This is a genomic window from Lapillicoccus sp., assembly GCF_036559105.1.
In the GTDB taxonomy this organism is placed as follows: Bacteria; Actinomycetota; Actinomycetes; order Actinomycetales; family Dermatophilaceae; genus Lapillicoccus.
In genome coordinates this window covers 1-16,574 of the sequence record NZ_DATBTV010000115.1, presented here as the reverse complement: position 1 = coordinate 16,574, position 16,574 = coordinate 1, and the positions used below count along the sequence as shown (strand labels likewise).

The following is a 16,574-nucleotide window of genomic DNA, read 5'->3' as shown; positions in this document are numbered from 1 at the left end:
CGGGGACTGTGCCCGGAATCTAGCCCGTTCCGCGGGCGGGCGCGGTGCGGCTACAGCCCGGTCTGTGCCTCCAGGCCGCCCGATTCGACAGGGTCGACCAAGGCCTGGTAGTCGCGTTCGTTCTGGTCGGGGTACGCAGGGAAAGGGTCCGCGATCGCACGCCTGAAGGCATCGTTGTTGCCCCAGGTGGGCGCCGATCGCGATCCGGTCCTCGGACCGGGCATGGGCACGAGCTGCCCCGCGGACCGCCTGACGTGAGGCCTGTGTTCGCTCACTCGATGGCCCGCGTCTGGAGACTCCACCTACCGGTGTCATTTCATCGCCGGAACGGATGCGGTTGAGCTAAACCCCGTCGGACGATGGACATGAACGCCGTGCATTGCCGTACGAGTGGCGTACATGTGGGCGTAAATTGGTGATGATCTGCAGAGGCCTCGCTCGTTGGGCTGAGCGCATCGCCCTTTTTTGGAGTGCTGGATGAGTCGACCGAGCTGGGCCCCCCCGGGGATCGACCTAACCCGTCCGAGCGCGGCCCGCGTGTACGACTACTACCTGGGCGGCTCACACAACTTCTCCGTCGACCGCCGGATGGCCGAGGAAGCAATCAGGATGTGGCCGGAGCTGCCGTCGATGATGCAGGCCAACCGGGCTTTCCTACGGCGGGCGGTTGGTTATGTCTCGAGCCAGGGGGTGGACCAGTTTGTCGACATAGGGTCCGGCATCCCGACCGCGGGAAGCGTCCATGAGGTCGTCCAGCCCGGCAGGCCGACCGCCCGCGTGGTGTATGTGGACAACGATCCGGTGGCGGTCGCGCACAGCCGGGCCATCCTGGCGGACACACCGTTGACCGCGGTGGTCGAGGCCGACCTTCGCGACGCGCCCAGCCTGTTCGACAGTCCGGCGCTGCGGGAGCTCCTGGACCTCGAGCGACCGGTCGCGCTGCTGCTGGTGGCCGTGCTGCACTTCGTCGCCGAGGCCGATGACCCGTATGCGGCCGTCCGCCGCTGCCTTGATCAGCTGCGCCCGGGTAGCTACCTGGTCCTATCGCACGCCAGCGCGGATGGGCAGCCCGTCCTGGCTGGATCGCACCAGAAGCTGTACGAGCGGACACCGACCCCGATGACCATGCGGACGGAACCGCAGATCACTGACTTCTTCGCGGGGCTTGAGATGGTGGAGCCAGGGCTGGTGCCAATCCCCCGATGGCGCCCCGACAGCGATGACGACACGGCGACACAGCGGATGGTCGGGTACGCCGGCGTTGGCCGCAAGATGTGACAGCGGCACCTGAGCCAGGGTCGCCTGCCGAACGAGACCGGGCCCGGTTGCGCGCTTCGGTTGCGGAGCGGTGGAGACGCGCCGTCATTGGCACGAGCTACGTGGCCATAAGCCCGCAAGACCTGGCGGAGGTACTACGTGGCCTGGTCGAGGAGCTCGATGGTCTCCTTCTCGACCGGAAACGTTCTGCTGCAGGAGGGGCCATCGTCGGTAACCAGCTGGTGGAGGCCCATCTGACCAACCCCAGAAGCCTGTCGCTGACGCTTCAGGTGCTGCTGGGCGCGACCGACGAACTGACCGGTGGCCAGGTCGGGCTTGGAGAGCGTTGGGGAAGCATCGTTGCCTCGGTGGCTGAGGGTTACACCACGGCGCTACGCGACCTGGTGCTCCGGGAGCAGGAGGAGATGCTCACCGCCGCGATCGCTGCCCGCGACTTCGCCGACGACGCGCGGTGGGAGGCGGAACGACAGCTCGAGCAGACCAAGCAGGACTTCATTGCGACGATTTCGCACGAGCTGCGCACGCCGCTGACCCCGATCAAGGGGTACCTGCGAATGCTGCTCTCACTCGGTGACCAGCTCAGCCGCGAGCAGCGCACCGAGTTCTACCAGATCATGCTGTCTCAGACCGAGCTGTTGCAGCGCCTACTGGACGACCTGCTTTCGGCGGCCTCCGGGCCCGGCAATATCGAGTTCACCGTCACGCCGACGAAGACCGACATCGCGCGCATCGTCCGGCGCGCCATCGACGCCGTCGACCCCGAGAGCACCCGCCAGGTGAACTGGTCGGGTGACGATGCTGTCGGCACCGCCGTGTGCGACCCGCTGCGGCTGCGGCAAGTACTGGCCGCGCTTCTCCGCAACGCTGACCTCTACTCGACACCGGGAGAGCCCGTCGACGTCTCCGCCCGCCGGGCCGGGCACCACGTTGAGATTCGCGTCCGGGACTACGGCCCAGGAATCCCCAAGCACCTCGCCCTCGCCGTGTTCGAGCCCTTCCGGCGGCTAGGCCGAGGGACCGTCCCAGGGACCGGCCTGGGCCTGTACATCGCCCGCCAGCTAACCCAAGCAATGAGTGGCCAGATCTGGGTCAGCGACGCCCACCCGGGTGCCGAGTTCCACATTCTCATCCCGACTGACCCCGAGTGACCCGAGTGAGCGCCCGACCGGCCAGGTCGAAGAGTCTGCCCCGGGAGATCGCCGATCGCCACGGTGCCAGCTCGCTGGATGGCTACCAGCCCGCGCCGCGCATGCCGCTCGTGAACTGTCGATGCCGAGCGGCGTCCACGAGCGCAGAGAGCGCACCGCCTCGCACGTCGGGTCGGGCCCCGCACCGGAGATTCGCAAGGGTCAGCGCAGTAGCCAGGCAGGTAGCCGGTAGCCGTTGTGTCGGAGTATCCAGGCTCCACGCAGACGGTCACGCTCGGACCTATGGGTGAAGTCGAGCGCGTCGGCGATCCGGTTGATCACGTTGAACATGTACGCCACATAGAGGGCGTCGATCAGGGCGGCCTCATCGAGGCCGGCGGCCCGGGCGGCCGTCAACTCGGTGCGTGGAACCAGGTCAGGGTTGCGGGTCAGCGCCTGAAGCACGTTCTCCGCCGGCGGTCGCCTGCGCGCCGTAGCGGCCGTCCTTCCAGGTGTCGTCGATGATCGGCCCCAGCGTCAGCCGGGCGATCTCGGCGTGCGTCCCGACGCAGAAGCCGCACCGATTCGCACCGGAAACCACCGCGGCGAAGAACTCCCGTTCGCCCGCCGACCACACCGAATCACCTCGAAGCACCTCCTGGGCCAGGGCCAGGAAAGGCGCCCCGAAGAAGGCGGGTCTGCGTAGGCAGACCCGGACAACGTCGTCGAAGTCGACACCGGCGTGGCGAGCACCCCGCAGCACCAGACGCTGCCGCTGGGATCGACCCCGCGAGTACAACGGAAGACGCATCACAACCCGCCCTCACGCTGCAACATCGCCACACCCGCGTCGAAGCGACGCCGCGCCGCACCCACGGCCGCCGCCGCCGTAACCTCGAAAATAGCGTCCTTGGACAGTCCCTCCTGCCGAAGCTGCGTCAGCTGCGAGTCGGTAACCAGGCGTGCCTCCCGCTCCACCAGAGCCACATACCCGGCAACTCCCGCGTCCCGAACCGAACCGTCAAACGCCTCGCGACGCACCTCCCGCGAAGTGTCTGCCGCCGATTCCAACACGGCACGGGTCAGCGCTGTCGCCGCAGAGGACAGACGCTTGAGGCGCTCGGCTGCTTCCATGCCATCCACTACACCATCGGAGCCTGACCTCTATCCCGGACACGGTGGTGGTGATCATGCCTCCCGGTCGGCGGACGGCATCAGCAGCGCGACGATTCCACCGCGAAACCCGGCCGCGGCGATCACGAGTGGACGCGCCTACCCTGGATCGATGAGGGAGTGCCGGCGAAACCTCATGCACTGGACGCCCAACTTGGGCGACCGGGAGATGTGGCTTGAGGCCCGAGGACGGCTGCCCCCAGGATTCCTCAAGGAGCACCGCCTTGGTCCCGAACGTGTAATAGATCGTCGGGACGGCGTGGCCAGCGTGCCACCGGGGAACGGGGCGGCCACGGCGACCAGGGTTCGCGAGCAGGTGTTGGACCCTCGGGGTCACCGGTGGGCGTTCGACCAGCACGTCAGAGACGTCTCGGACGCCGCAACGGCCGTCCGACGATCCTGTTCACGCTTATGCCCCTGTCACCGCACCCGAGCGGCAACTCGGGGTCCGGCGCGGGCGCCGGGCAGCTCAGCTCGTGATCGCCTCGTCAAGCCACGCATACCAGGAGTCGAGGCCGTCGCCCGTGCGGGCGCTTATGCGGAGCAGAGCCGCGGTGGGGTTGACCGTGCGGATGTTGCGTTCGAGCAGGTCGATGTCGAGGTCGAGATAGGGGAGCAGGTCGGTCTTGTTGACGAGCACTGCGTCGACCGAGCGGAACATCACGGGGTACTTCAGTGGTTTGTCCTCGCCCTCGGTGACCGAGCAGACCATCACTCGCTGGTGCGCACCCACGTCGAACTCCGCCGGGCAGACCAGGTTGCCGACGTTCTCGACGAGGACGACATCCAGCTCTTCGAGATCGAGCCCGTGCAGAGCCCGGGCGACCATCGGCGCGTCCAGGTGGCACTCGCCTCCGAAGCCGTTGGCGGTGTTGAGGAGCGAGACCTGCTGCGCGAGGCCGCGAAGCCGGTCGGCGTCGATGCTCGTCTCGATGTCGCCCTCGACGACTCCGGCCCGCAGGCCGCGTTCCCGCAGGTGGGTCAGCGTCGTCGCGAGCACGGTCGTCTTGCCGGCGCCGGGCGAGGACATGACGTTGAGGCAGACGACACCGGCGTCGGCGAAGGCGCTCCGGTTCGCGTCGGCCGCGCGGTCGTTCTCGGTGAAGATCCGCTCGAGGACGGTCACCCGCTCGGGTCCCGTTGCGTAGGCGGTGTGGTCGCCGAGCTCGTGGTCATGCCTCTCGTGAGTATGCGTCGTGCCGTCGACGTGCCGGTGGAAGCGGCCCATGGCCCGCTCAGCTCCTCACCGCGGACGCCGGTTCGGCGAGGTCGAGTGACGCGACCACCAGCTCCTCGCCGTGGACCACCTCGACGTCGGCGCCGTCGCAGGTGCCGCAGGCGATGAGGAACCGGTCGGCCAACACCGTTGTCGCGCCACAGGACCGGCAGCTCAGCTCCGCAGCCACCGGTTCGATGTCGAGCATCGACCCCGCGAGCGGGGTGGTGTCCGTGACGACGCCCCAGCAGTAGGTCAACGTCTCGGGAACGACCTGGCGGAGCGCGCCGACCCGCAGACGAACCGTCACGACGGGACGGCCCTCACGCGCCCGGTCGGTGATGCCGTAGATGCTCTGGCACAGCGACAGCTCGTGCACGACCGCCTCCCATCCGGTCCCGTCATCGTGCCACGTCCGGCATGCTGGCGTGCCATGAAGTTCCTGGTGCTGTGGAGCATCGAGCTGTCGCTCGTCTCGGCCGAGACCGCCCGCGCGGTCGGGCGGATGCCCGACTACGGCGCCCGGCTCGAGGAACAGGGCAAGGTGCTCGCGCGGTACCACGTCGTCGGCGCTCACGGCGGCGCGTGGATCTACGAGGTGGACTCCAACGAGGAGCTGGAGCGGCTGCTGGCCCGCGCTCCGGTCTACAACGTCGCCCGCTACACCGTGCACGCGCTGGCCGACATGGAGGCCCCGCCGGACCGCTGAGCCCGGTGGGTTTCAAATTGGTCCACAACTGTCCGATTCGCGGGTTGACGGACTCCGGGGAACAGGCGGAACGTTGAGACGCCCTTTGGGAGGTTGTCGATGACGTTGACCAGCCCGTCAGACCTTGGCGCGACGCGCCACCTCGTGGTTAGCCAGCGCCTGCGGGAGCGGCGCCGGACTCTCGGCCTCACCCAGAAGCAGGTCATCAGCCGGCTGGCCCGGCTCGGGGTCCTCAGCACCAACAAGGCGTTGAGCAGCCTCGAGCACGGCTCGGGCCTCGATGTCGCCAAGCTCCCTGAGCTGGCGGCGGCGCTCGACTGCTCGGTGACCTGGCTGCTGGGTCTCACCGACGACCCGCACTCCTGGGAGCCCGCCGGCAGACGACCGACGGCGGGGCCGCGAACGCGGGCCGTCGACGCCGAGGTGGTCGCGCTCGCGACCCCCTCGGCGCTGGTGGGGACCCTTGGCGTTCGGCCCCTTCCGCGTGTCTTGGGTCCGCTCTCCGGGTCGGAGTAGCCGTGCCGGGCGGTCGGCCCGCGAGGGCCGGCGACCTGAGTCGGCGGACCGTCCTCGGCAGCGCAGTGGCCGGTGGTGCAGCCCTGCTCGCCGGTTGCGGGTCCGGGACCGGTGGTGGCTCCGTGGTCACCTCAGCCGGTGGAGCGACCGACGCCGCGACGCCCGCGGGCCCGATCGCCCTCACCGACCAGCGCGGCAGCGTCGTTACCCTGGAGCGACCGGCCGGCCGGATCGTCACCATCCCGCAGCCGGCCGCGTCGATCCTCGTCGCCGTCGACCAGAGCGCCGACCATCTGGTCGGGATGCAGAACGCATCGTGGGTGGCTGTGCACGACGGGATCCTCGGGACGATGTTCCCGGCCGCCTTGGCGGTTCGCCATGACGTCGCCGACGACACGTTCACCCCCAACGTCGAGGCGGTCCTGGCCCTCCAGCCGGACCTCGTCGTCCAGTGGGGCGACCAGGGGACCGGGATCATCGCGCCGCTGGAGAACGCCGGGCTCAAGGTCGTGGGCCTCAAGTACGGGACGCAGGACGACGTGACGACCTGGATCTCGTTGTTCGCCAAGGCACTCGGCCGGACCGAGCGGGGCGACCAGCTCAACGCCGCGACGCTGAAGGCGACTCAACAGATGACGGCCCTAGGAAAGACCACCACCGGCGCGAAGCCGAGGGTCGTCTACCTCAACCGGTTCGTGGGAGGCCTCAAGGTCGCCGGCACCGGCACCTACAACGACGGCTATATAGCCATGGTGGGCGCCCAGAACCCCGCCAGCGGACCCGGTGGCGCGTCCGGCAAGGGCATGGTGGGGGTCGACCCCGAGCAGCTGCTGGCGTGGGACCCGGACATCGTGCTGCTCGGGAACTTCGACGCTGCGCTGCCCAAGGACCTCTACGACTCCACCGTGTGGCGTGGCCTCACGGCGGTCAGGGAGAAGCGGGTCTACAAGGTCCCCCTGGGCGGCTACCGCTGGGACCCGCCGAGCCACGAGTCGCCGCTGATGTGGCGCTGGCTCGGCATGGTGGCGTTCCCAGACCAGGCGAGGTACGACCTGCGCGCCGACGTCGTCTCGTCGTACCAGCGCTTCTACGGGTACCAGCCGACGACGGCCGAGCTCGACGCCATCCTGCGGACCGCGACCAACGACGGCTCGGCCGACTACCAGCAGTTCCATGCTTGACCGTCGATCGGCGGCCGGGCCGCGACGCGGGGTCCGCACGACGCGCGTGGCCGTCCCGACAGCCGCCGCAGCGCTTCTCGTGGTCGGTGTCGTGTCGATGGCGCTCGGCCGCTACCCGGTGCCGGTCGGACACGTGGTCGAGGTCCTCGTCGGACAGCTGACCGGAAACGCATACCTCGGCCCGGCGACCGAGCAGGACGTGGTGACCCTGGTCCGGCTCCCTCGGGTGCTCCTCGGTGCCTTGGTTGGAGGCGGGCTCGCCGTCGGGGGTGTCGCGCTCCAGGCGGCGTTCCGCAACCCGCTGGTCAGCCCGCAGGTGATCGGGGTCTCGTCGGGCGCCTCGTTCGGGGGCGCGCTCGCGCTGGTCCTCGGGCTCGGCACCGGCTACCTGGTGGCGTCGGCGTTCGTGTTCGGGATGGCGGCCCTCGGTGTCGTCTTTCTCGTCACGGCGGGCCGCGGCGGCGCCTCGATGCTGATGATCGTCCTCGGGGGAGTGGTCACCGGGTCGTTCTTCACCGCCCTCGTGTCGCTGCTGACCTACCTCGCCGACCCGTACTCGACCCTGCCGGCCATTGTCTTCTGGCTGCTCGGCAGCCTGGCCACGGCGACCTTCGGAAAGGTCCTCGTCGCTGCCGTCCCGGTGCTCGTCGGTTTCGCCGTCCTATTGGCGCTGAGGTGGCGGATCAACGTGCTCTCGCTCGGGGACGAGGACGCCGCGGCGGTCGGGATCCGCCCGCGGCCGGTGCGGTGGACCCTGCTGACGGCCGTGGCCCTCATCGTGGCCGGCGCGGTCGCAGTGAGCGGCGTGATCGGCTGGGTCGGCCTGGTGATCCCGCACCTCGTGCGGATGTGGGTCGGCCCTGATCATCGCGTCCTGCTGCCGGTGTCGTTCCTCGTGGGCGCCGCGTTCCTCGTCACCGTCGACACCCTGGCCCGCACGCTCTCCGGCGGCGAGATCCCTCTCGGCGTCCTCACCGCTCTGGTCGGTGCGCCGGCTTTCTTCGTCCTGCTCCGCCGCAACCGCGATCGGATCTGGGACCGTGCTTGACCTGGTCGGGATCGGGTTCGCGTATGCGCCGGGGGACTGGGTGTTTCGCGACGTCACCTTCGGTTTGGAGCCGGGGACGGTGACGTCGGTGCTCGGGCCGAACGGGCGCGGCAAGACGACCCTGGTGCGCTGCGCCGCCGGTTTGCTGACGCCGCAAGAGGGTTCGGTACGCCGGGACGTTCCCGCCGGGTTCGTTCCACAGGCGAGGGGGACGGCCTTCGCCTACCCCGTCCGCGAGATGGTCGTCATGGGCCGGGCCGCAACCGTCGGGGTCTTCGCCGTACCGGGCCGGCGTGACCAAGCGGCGGCCGACGCCGCGATGGACCGGGTCGGTATCACCGAACTGGCCGACCGGGCCTTCCCGACGCTCAGCGGCGGCGAGCAGCAGCTGGTCCTCGTCGCCCGCGCGGTGGCCTCCGGACATCCGGTGATGGTGCTCGACGAGCCGGCCACCGGGCTCGACCTGGGCAACCAGGGCCTCGTCCTCGGCCTCGTCCGGTCGCTCGCGGACGACGGCCTGACCGTGTTGCTGACGACACACCATCCCGACCACGCCATGGTCGTCTCTGACGCGGTGGTGCTCATGGGCGGACCGTCCGAGGTGCGACACGGACCCGCCGAGGCCCTGCTCAGCGAAGGCGAGCTGACCGCCCTCTACGAGGTACCGGTGCACGAGGTCGACGTTCCGGGCGCCGGCCGTCGCGCCCTGGTGACCGGTTACGGCTCGTCAGCCGGTCGCCTGCCCCTCAGCTCAGGGCGAGCGCCGGACCCGAGTGCTCGAGGCCGCCGTTGACCATCTCGAGGTGCACGTTGGTGTAGTGCTTGAGCGACGTCAGCTGCCGGGCGTCGAGGCGGTCGCAGACCCACTCCCAGTGCATCGAGACCCAGTCACCGACGGCCAGGTCTGGCACCATCCCCACGCCGCCGACCGCGCGAACGACGTTTTCCTGCGCGGGTTCCGCGAGGACGAGGTGGCGTCCGGTCCAGGTCAGCGCCCGGGACTCCACCACCGCCTGGTCACCGTGCAGGGCCACCACCCGACCCCAACGGATCCGGCACCGGTCGAGGACCGTGAGTGCGTGGTCGGCGCCGGGACGGTCCTCGCCGAGCAGCCCGGTCCAGGGGTAGATGCAGAAGACGTGGAACGAGTGGTGCGGCAGGCCGCCGGCCTGAACCCCCTCGGCCAGGTTGGAGAACCGCGGCCCGGTCCGGAACCGGAACCGGTCCTCTATGGAGTTGCCCATGGTGGTCACGCCGACGCCGTCGAGCAGCCGGTTCCCCACCCAGTACGCCTCGACCACGCGGCGGTCGAGCGGGTCCTCGATGTCGGTGGCGCCCGCGATCAGCTCGAGGTACGGCCATGCGCCGGCGAAGGCCTGAGCCATCTGCCGGAACCCCGGGTCGACGACACCGGCGAGGCCGTAACCGAGGAAGCCCGCGCTGTCGCCCGGCCCGCAGTAGCCGTGGCTGTTGGGCGGGAACGCATAGCGGACGAAGAGCGTGGGGCCGCCGTCAGCCATCGCCGACCATCTCCTCGACCCCCGGGCCACCGAGGACCGCCATCGCGTCGTGAGCCTCCTCGGCAGTCATCCGGTCGAGCGCGAACCCGCTGTGGATGAGGACCCACTCGCCCGGCTGGAGCGGGCCGTCGAGGAGGGCGACGTTGATCGGGCGCACGACACCGGCGACCTCGACGTCCATGAGGTCAGCCTCGTCGGTGGGACCGATCACCTGGCCGGCCAGCCCGAGACACATCAGCGGCTCACATCCGGCGCATCTCGACGTAGCGCTTGATATCGGGGTAGGCCGCCGCGAGCGCCGCCGCGATGAGGGCCAGCCCCAGGAAGGACACCACCTTGCCCATCGTCATCTCCTCATCCTCAGGTCCAGCCTGAGTCCAGTGTGGCCGCGCGGAGCGCGGTCCGGAAGTCGTTCTGGCGTCGTCGAACCGCCTTGGTGACCAGGTCGTCGACGATCCGCGCAGCCACGTCGACCTGTGCGGCGACCACGTCCGAGAGGCCCATCCCGTCCTCGGTCGCCTCGGGTTCACAACCGACCACCGTGACCGGCGGCAGCGTTCCGCCGAGCGCCGGGACCAGGGCAAGGACGGTCTCAGGTGCCAGGTCGTGCGCGTCCATGGCTGGTGCCGTCCCGGCGGCCGGGCCGGCCGGCAGCCCGGCGTCGAGGACGTAGACGGTGCCCGGACGCCCACCCGGTCGCTGCATCGCGTCGACGAGCACCACGTCGTCGTAGCCCTCGAGGAGGTCGTACGCGAGATGGACCCCGCCGATCCCGTAGTCGTGCAGGCGAACCCAATCGGGCCAACCGAGGCGAGCCCGCTCCGCCAGCCTCGCGATGACCGCCGTCGCGAACCCGTCGTCGCTCTTGAAAATATTGCCGACGCCCGCGACCAGCATCCGACCGGCGTCGTCGCTGCTCATCGCGCCGCCCCGATCGGCTCGACCTCGTCGGGCGCGAAGTAGAGGAACCGGCCCTGCTCGAGGGCCAGGTCCTGACCCGGGTCGTCGTCGAGGAGCACCGCGAGGTGGTCGTGCCCGTCGACGTCGTGGACCACCTTGGCCACGGTCGCCGTGCGTCCTGCGACGAACAGGTCCTGCGCGTCGGTCCGGCGCGTCCCGGGTCGGAGCAGCACCCGGCTGCCCTCGCATACCGGCACGCCACCGACATCGACCGAGTCCGGTGGCAGGTCGCGAGGCTCGACCTTCGCAGTGCTCGAGAGATAACGGATGGCGCCGTGCAGGCGGTCCATCAGCTCCGGCGGGAGGTTCTCGACCCGGTCGAGGAGCTCGGCCGCACGCGGGTCGGTGCCGCGGACCGCGCGCTTCTCGGCGTCGGTCAAGGTCATCGCCCGAAGGTTGAGCATCTCGTCCATCTCGGTGCCGTCGAAGAACTGCGTCGTGCTTTCGGGGGCCACCTGAGGCCGGTCGGGCAGGATGATCGGCGAGCAGATGACGACGTCGGCGCGGCCGTCAACGTCGGCGAGGACCGGCCAGACGCCGTCGTTCTCGCACTCGGCGACGTAGCCGGTCGCCCACTCAGGCGGGTCGGTGAGGGAGAGGAACCGGCCGCGATCAACCCGGGCCAGCAGGTGGGCCGCGACGAGTGAGTGGCGCAGCGCCTCCTCGCGGAGCGGCGACGGTGCAGGACGCCACGCAGTGACGTTCTCGACGTCGACCCGTAGCCGGGTCACCCCGTAGGGGCCGGGCAGCGACCGCGCGGTCGCCGTCACCGACGCGACCAGCGGGAGCCGTTCTCGCCGTAGCCGGCCCCCGAGCACGCGTTCGTGGTCGACACCGCCCAGGACTTTCCTGGTCGACCGCACCGGCTCGAGGGCGGCGAGGTCGACGTCGAGGTCCAGCTCGTGCGAGACCGCCTCGTCGAACGGCAGGTATGCGGTGTCGCCGGCCTCGAGCCGGCTGACCTCCACCTCGCCGGCGGCCGTCTCGCGGAGCACCGTGCGCCGTTGCACCTGAAGGAACCGGACCCGCAGGAACACGCGACTGGGCCGGCCGTCCAGCAGCAGCTCCGCCCGCAGCCGGGAGCGCTCGGACGGGTCGACGGCGGAGAGGGCCGACGGGGCGAGGACGCCGAACTGCCAGCGCACGCGGTTCTTCGCGTCGTCGGCGCGGTACGGGTAGAGGACGTACCCCTCGTAGAGCACGGTGTCGGCGAGGGGTCGCACGTCCTCGAACGTCGTCACCCGTCGGCCTCCTTGAGCAGCCGGGTGACCGCCTCGTCCCACGACACCATGGCGTTCCCGGCGCGGTACCGGTAGAGCGCGTCGAAGGTGTCCCGACCGAGCCGTAGCCACGCCGTGCCCGGGAAGTGCTGGTCCATCGCGGCGCGCCAGGTTTCGACCGGCAGCCCGGCGGTGACCTCCTTGTCCCAAGAGATCGGGAGCACGGTCAGGCTGCCCGAAGTGCCGCTGAACCACGTGCCGCTGAAGAGCAGCAGCAGCGGCGCGACGCCCTCGACGAGCGAGTAGAGGTACTTGTTGGCGGCGACGTCGAAGTCGTAGCTGCACGGCAGCGCGAGTGACGTCTCGATCGACCCGGTGAAGCTCGGGACGAGGTGGCTGACGAACGCCAGCTGGAGCGGCTTCAGGGTCTGGCCCCAGCGACTCCTCGACCCAAAGAGGTCGACGAGCGCCGCCTCCTCCTCGTCGTCGTACCGACGCCGGTGGGGCTCGACCCGCACTTGCGTCCGCAGCGCGACCGCGTGCACCGGCTGCCCCGAGCTCTCCGTGACCCGCAGCCGGAGCCGCACCGTCGGGCTCGCGGCCGCACAGTCGACGTCCGCGCCGAGGTACTCGAAGTCGAGGCTGCCGACGTCAGCCATACGGCACCGGTTCGCCGGACCGGTCCACGGCGCCGGCCTCCCGGTCGAGCTCCGCGAAAAACGCCTCGACCCGTGACCATACGTCCGCGCCGCCGTGGAACCCGACCCACGACTGTCGGACGATCCCCACCAGCTCGTAGCACCGGTCGACCGGCACGAGGTAGCAGGCATAACCGCCGGTGCTGCGCCGCAGGAGGATCGCCCGGATGTCGGGTTCCGCCTGCGCCAGAACGGGGTTCGCGTCAAGGACCTCGGCCCAGCTGGCGAGGTCGAGGAGCGACTCGGTAGCGCCCCCCGGTCCCGGGTAGTACGCGCCGACGTTCTCGGCGCCGGTCTGCCGGAGGAAGAAGGCGAGATCGACGGGGATCTGCAGCGCCGCCCACTGGCCCTCGCTGATCGCCACGTCCGCGACCTTGCGGACGTCCTCGGGGACCGCGAGGAAGCGCCCCGCGCCCGCGCCGGAGCCGGTGAACAGCAGGAAGCACGCCCGGCACGTGCAGAGCAGTCGGTGCCCCTCGAGGTCGGCCACATGACCGTGCCGGTCGGCGATCTCGGTGCTGCACATCTCGCAGCGCTCGACGGCGTCCGCCTCGGTGACCGGCGGCTCAGGCGCCGGCCGGCTGAGCCGCCGCAGCCCGACCAGCGGGTCGGCGCGCGGGGTCACGCGGTCACGCGCCCGGGCAGCGCGACGGTCCAGCCCGCGCCGTCGGGGAGCATCGGCAGCGGTGACAGGTGACCGGTCCGCGGGTCCAGCCCACGGCCGGCCAGCCGCACGTCGTACCCGGCGCGGCAGGAGGGACACTCGACGACGTCTCCGTCGAGCCGGCCGCGCACGAGGGACCCGGAGCACCGCGGGCAGGTATCGCGGTACGCATACCCCGCGCCTCCGAGGTTGACCACCAGCACGCGCTCGCCGCCGAGCCGTTCGCTGACCGTCGTGCCCGGTGTCGGGAGGCCGTCGAGGCGGGCCCACCCGCTCTCCTCGACCTCGCCGGCCGGTGCCGCGGGCTCCAGTCCGGGCCGCAACCCGATCTGCAACAGCGGTGACGAAGGTGCGTCCGCGACGACGCCCACGACATCCACCGCGGTGACCTCCGGGGCGGCCTCGAGGACGGCGCCCTCGACCGCCATGGTCACGGTTACCGACGAGGACGGGCAACCGTGACAGCTGCCCTGCAGCGTCAGATGCGCGACGCCCTCCTGGTCGACGCCGAGGTATTCGATACCGCCGGCGTGCGACCCGAGGTAGGGACGAACGCGGTCCAGCGCGGCCTGGACGCGGGTGTCGACGTCGTCCGGGTGCAGGTCGTGCAGCACCAGGAGGCTGCCGACGACCTCGTCGTCGGCGAGGGCCCGAACCAACGCCGGGTCGCGCTCCTCTGCGACCTCGACGACCCGGGCGAGGCCCGACGCATACAGGCCCATGACGGAGCGCACCAGCCGTTCGGCGCGCTCCAGCGTCACCTCGTCGCCGGCCTGGGCGAACTCGTCGAGGACCTCCTCGACCTGCTGCGACTGGTTCTGGAGCTCTCGTCGGTTCATGGCGGCGGCCCCGTCAGTAGGGCCGGACCGCCATGCCCGGCGAGTGCTGCTGCCGGACCTCGCCGCCTTGGCCGGTGTAGAGGTGGACCCCGCACGGCAGGCACGGGTCGAAGCTGCGCACGGCCCGCATGATGTCGATGCCCTTGAAGTTGTCGGGGGAGTTCTCCTCGAAGATCGGCGTGTGCTGCACCGCGTCCTCGTAGGGCCCTGGGGTGCCGTAGGTGTCGCGCACGCTGCCGTTCCACGGCGTCGGCGGGTACGGGTGGTAGTTCGCGATCTTGCCCTCCCGGATCACCATGTGGTGCGAGAGAACCCCACGCACCGCCTCCGTGAAGCCGACGCTGACGGCCTCGTCGGGCACCTCGAACGGCGTCCACGTCTCGGTCCGACCGCCGCGGACCTCCTCGAGAGCCTTGTCGACGAAATGGAGGGCGAGGGCGGCCATGTATGCCTGGAAGTAGGTCCGTGCGCGGTTCCGCTCGAGCGCGTTGCTCCACTGCGGGATGTCCCACTCGAACGCCGCCTCCGGCTTCAGCATGGTCCGCGGCAGGGTGATCTTCACGCTGTGTCCGGTCGCCTGGACGTAGTCGGTGTGCACCAGGCCCGACAGCGCAGTCGACCACAGTCGCGCGATCGGCCCGCCGCCGGTGTCGAGGGCGAGGTGGTCGGTGCCGTCGAACCAGCGCGGCGCCATGGTCCAGCTGTAGGCGCCCTGCCAGTCCCGCTTCGCAGGCTTGGGGAGCGTGTGCTGGTTCCACGGGTGGCGGATGTCGACCGGGTTGCCCAGCGGGTCGCGCTCGACGAAGACCTCCTTGCCGGAGCCGGCCCAGTCGTCGTAGAACGAGTGGCCCAGCAGGATCCGCAGTCCCAGGTTGATGTCGACCAGGTTGTTCGTCACGAGCTTCCCGTCGACGACGATGCCCGGGGTGACGTACATCGCCTTGCCCCACTCGTTCATGCGGCGGTAGGTGAAGTCGCAGACGGCGGGGTCGTTGAGGCTGCCCCAGCAGCCGAGGAGTATGCGTCGCTCGCCGACGTGCTCGTACCCTGGCAGCGCCTCGTAGAAGAAGTCGAAGAGGTCGTCGTGCAGCGGCACGACCTTCTTCATGAACTCGACGTAGCGCATCAGCCGGGTCAGGTAATCGGTAAACAGCTGGATCGTCGCGACCGTCCCGACACCGCCTGGGTAGAGCGTCGACGGATGGACGTGCCGGCCCTCCATGAGGCAGAACATCTCCCGCGTCATCCGACTCATCTGGAGCGCCTCGCGGTAGAAGTCGCCCTCGAGCGGGTTCAGCGACCGCATAATGTCGCCGATGGTGCGGTAGCCGTGCTCGCCGGCGTGCGGCGACTCGGTGTGGTTCGCCTTCTCGAGAACCCCTGGGTTGGTCTCCTTGACCATCCGCTCGCAGTAGTCCACCCCGACCAGGTTCTCCTGGAAGATGTTGTGGTCGAACATGTACTCAGCGGCCTCGCCGAGGTTGATGATCCACTCACCGAGGTGCGGCGGCGCGACGCCGTAGGCCATGTTCTGCGCATACACCGAGCAGGTCGCGTGGTTGTCGCCACAGATCCCGCAGATCCGGCTTGTGATGAAGTGCGCGTCGCGCGGGTCCTTGCCCTTCATGAAGATGCTGTAGCCGCGGAAGATCGACGACGTGCTGTGGCACTCGCGAACCTCTTTGTTCTTGAAGTCGATCGAGGCGTAGATCCCGAGGCTGCCGACGATGCGAGTGATCGGGTCCCACGACATCTCGACGACGTCGGCGTCGACGTTCTTGGTCGAGGTGCGGGCTTCGGTCATGGTCATGGCGCGTCGTCTCCTACCAGTTCTTGGTGTAGCCGGTGGTGAGCTTCGGGCCCTTCTGGCGCCACGACGGTTCCTTGTCGACGGTCCGCGCGGTGACCGCTCGGAGCCGGCGGATCACCGTGCCGTAGGTCCGGCTCGTGTTCGACGAGAGCTTGCTACCCGGGGGCTCGTCCATGAACGGCATGAACTTGTCGGGGAAGCCCGGCATCGTGCAGCCGATGCAGATCCCGCCGACGTTGGGGCAGCCGCCGACCCCGTTGATCCAGCCGCGCTTCGGGACGTTGCACTTGACCACCGGTCCCCAGCAGCCGAGCTTGACGAGGCACTTCGGCGAGCCGTACTCCGTCGCGAACTGACCCTGCTCGTAGTAGCCGGCCCGGTCGCAGCCCTCGTGGACGGTGGCGCCGAACAGCCACTGCGGGCGCAGTTGTTCGTCCAGCGGGATCATGGGCGCCTGCCCGGCGACCTGGTAGAGAAGGTAGACCAGCGTTTCGCTCAGGTTGTCCGGGTGGATGGGACAGCCGGGAACGCACACGATGGGCAGCCCAGCCTTGGACTTCCACGACCACCCGAGGTAGTCCGGCACCCCCATGGCGCCGGTCGGGTTGCCCGCCA

At 69.8% G+C, this 16,574-nt stretch carries 21 protein-coding genes and 1 pseudogene; 7 read left to right on the top strand and 15 right to left on the bottom strand.

Annotated features, from left to right (window positions below):
• The first annotated feature begins 477 nt into the window (after positions 1-477).
• Positions 478-1,278, top strand: a complete 801-nt coding sequence (locus tag VIG79_RS14650; RefSeq protein ID WP_331886947.1) for an SAM-dependent methyltransferase — start codon at positions 478-480, stop codon at positions 1,276-1,278.
• 47 nt (positions 1,279-1,325) lie between these two features.
• Entirely contained in the window at positions 1,326-2,426 is a 1,101-nt protein-coding gene (locus tag VIG79_RS14645) for a HAMP domain-containing sensor histidine kinase (protein WP_331886945.1), read from the top strand.
• A 201-nt stretch (positions 2,427-2,627) separates the two neighbouring features.
• Here the strand turns inward: VIG79_RS14645 and VIG79_RS14640 are convergent, their stop codons facing one another.
• The 5 genes from VIG79_RS14640 to VIG79_RS14620 form a co-directional block, all read right to left on the bottom strand.
• A complete protein-coding gene (locus tag VIG79_RS14640) occupies positions 2,628-2,870 on the bottom strand; it encodes a hypothetical protein (RefSeq protein ID WP_331886943.1) in 243 nt (80 codons plus the stop codon).
• Entirely contained in the window at positions 2,842-3,042 is a 201-nt protein-coding gene (locus VIG79_RS14635) for a hypothetical protein (protein WP_331886941.1), read from the bottom strand. The genes VIG79_RS14640 and VIG79_RS14635 overlap by 29 nt, the downstream gene beginning before the upstream one ends.
• Positions 3,043-3,215: 173 nt before the next feature.
• Entirely contained in the window at positions 3,216-3,539 is a 324-nt protein-coding gene (locus VIG79_RS14630) for a hypothetical protein (protein ID WP_331886939.1), read from the bottom strand.
• 508 nt (positions 3,540-4,047) lie between these two features.
• Positions 4,048-4,806, bottom strand: coding sequence for a hydrogenase nickel incorporation protein HypB (gene hypB, locus VIG79_RS14625; protein WP_331886937.1), 759 nt, complete (start codon positions 4,804-4,806; stop codon positions 4,048-4,050).
• Between the two features lie 7 nt (positions 4,807-4,813).
• On the bottom strand, positions 4,814-5,173 hold the full coding sequence (locus tag VIG79_RS14620) for a hydrogenase maturation nickel metallochaperone HypA (RefSeq protein WP_331886935.1): 360 nt from the start codon (positions 5,171-5,173) through the stop codon (positions 4,814-4,816).
• Positions 5,174-5,227: 54 nt separating this feature from the next.
• Here VIG79_RS14620 and VIG79_RS14615 point away from each other — a divergent pair, with 54 nt between their 5' ends.
• The 5 genes from VIG79_RS14615 (at position 5,228) to VIG79_RS14595 (ending at position 9,041) form a co-directional block, all read left to right on the top strand.
• The gene (locus VIG79_RS14615; protein WP_331886933.1) at positions 5,228-5,503 is read left to right on the top strand and encodes a muconolactone Delta-isomerase family protein; all 276 of its coding nucleotides are present in this window, start codon (positions 5,228-5,230) and stop codon (positions 5,501-5,503) included.
• A gap of 144 nt (positions 5,504-5,647) precedes the next feature.
• Positions 5,648-6,019, top strand: coding sequence for a hypothetical protein (locus VIG79_RS14610; protein WP_331886931.1), 372 nt, complete (start codon positions 5,648-5,650; stop codon positions 6,017-6,019).
• A 122-nt stretch (positions 6,020-6,141) separates the two neighbouring features.
• Positions 6,142-7,200, top strand: a complete 1,059-nt coding sequence (locus tag VIG79_RS14605) for an ABC transporter substrate-binding protein (protein ID WP_331886929.1) — start codon at positions 6,142-6,144, stop codon at positions 7,198-7,200.
• Positions 7,193-8,248, top strand: coding sequence for an iron ABC transporter permease (locus VIG79_RS14600; protein ID WP_331886927.1), 1,056 nt, complete (start codon positions 7,193-7,195; stop codon positions 8,246-8,248). Before VIG79_RS14605 ends, VIG79_RS14600 begins: the two co-directional genes overlap by 8 nt.
• Positions 8,241-9,041: an ABC transporter ATP-binding protein gene (locus VIG79_RS14595; protein WP_331886925.1), complete on the top strand. Its 801-nt coding sequence runs from the start codon at positions 8,241-8,243 to the stop codon at positions 9,039-9,041. The genes VIG79_RS14600 and VIG79_RS14595 overlap by 8 nt, the downstream gene beginning before the upstream one ends.
• On the opposite strand, the gene VIG79_RS14590 is transcribed toward VIG79_RS14595, so the two are convergent.
• The 10 genes and pseudogenes from VIG79_RS14590 to VIG79_RS14550 all read right to left on the bottom strand — a co-directional run.
• Positions 8,995-9,768: a DUF6390 family protein gene (locus VIG79_RS14590; RefSeq protein WP_331886923.1), complete on the bottom strand. Its 774-nt coding sequence runs from the start codon at positions 9,766-9,768 to the stop codon at positions 8,995-8,997. The two genes, VIG79_RS14595 and VIG79_RS14590, sit on opposite strands and share 47 nt — an antisense overlap.
• Entirely contained in the window at positions 9,761-10,003 is a 243-nt protein-coding gene (locus tag VIG79_RS14585; protein ID WP_331886921.1) for a HypC/HybG/HupF family hydrogenase formation chaperone, read from the bottom strand. The genes VIG79_RS14590 and VIG79_RS14585 overlap by 8 nt, the downstream gene beginning before the upstream one ends.
• A gap of 7 nt (positions 10,004-10,010) precedes the next feature.
• Positions 10,011-10,118, bottom strand: a complete 108-nt coding sequence (locus VIG79_RS19870; protein WP_414672640.1) for a DUF6893 family small protein — start codon at positions 10,116-10,118, stop codon at positions 10,011-10,013.
• 10 nt (positions 10,119-10,128) lie between these two features.
• Positions 10,129-10,689: a hydrogenase maturation protease gene (locus VIG79_RS14580; RefSeq protein ID WP_331886919.1), complete on the bottom strand. Its 561-nt coding sequence runs from the start codon at positions 10,687-10,689 to the stop codon at positions 10,129-10,131.
• Complete coding sequence (locus VIG79_RS14575; RefSeq protein ID WP_331886917.1) at positions 10,686-11,969, bottom strand: hypothetical protein; 1,284 nt, start codon at positions 11,967-11,969, stop codon at positions 10,686-10,688. The genes VIG79_RS14580 and VIG79_RS14575 overlap by 4 nt, the downstream gene beginning before the upstream one ends.
• Positions 11,966-12,607 carry a DUF6084 family protein gene (locus tag VIG79_RS14570; protein WP_331886915.1) on the bottom strand — a complete coding sequence of 214 codons (642 nt, stop codon included), beginning with the start codon at positions 12,605-12,607 and terminating at the stop codon, positions 11,966-11,968. Before VIG79_RS14570 ends, VIG79_RS14575 begins: the two co-directional genes overlap by 4 nt.
• Positions 12,600-13,271 carry a DUF5947 family protein gene (locus tag VIG79_RS14565; protein WP_331886913.1) on the bottom strand — a complete coding sequence of 224 codons (672 nt, stop codon included), beginning with the start codon at positions 13,269-13,271 and terminating at the stop codon, positions 12,600-12,602. Before VIG79_RS14565 ends, VIG79_RS14570 begins: the two co-directional genes overlap by 8 nt.
• Positions 13,268-14,149 carry a NifU family protein gene (locus VIG79_RS14560; protein WP_331886911.1) on the bottom strand — a complete coding sequence of 294 codons (882 nt, stop codon included), beginning with the start codon at positions 14,147-14,149 and terminating at the stop codon, positions 13,268-13,270. The genes VIG79_RS14565 and VIG79_RS14560 overlap by 4 nt, the downstream gene beginning before the upstream one ends.
• A gap of 13 nt (positions 14,150-14,162) precedes the next feature.
• Positions 14,163-15,959: a nickel-dependent hydrogenase large subunit gene (locus tag VIG79_RS14555; RefSeq protein ID WP_331886909.1), complete on the bottom strand. Its 1,797-nt coding sequence runs from the start codon at positions 15,957-15,959 to the stop codon at positions 14,163-14,165.
• A gap of 13 nt (positions 15,960-15,972) precedes the next feature.
• Positions 15,973-16,574: pseudogene (locus VIG79_RS14550) on the bottom strand (hydrogenase expression protein HypE); the annotation flags it as partial.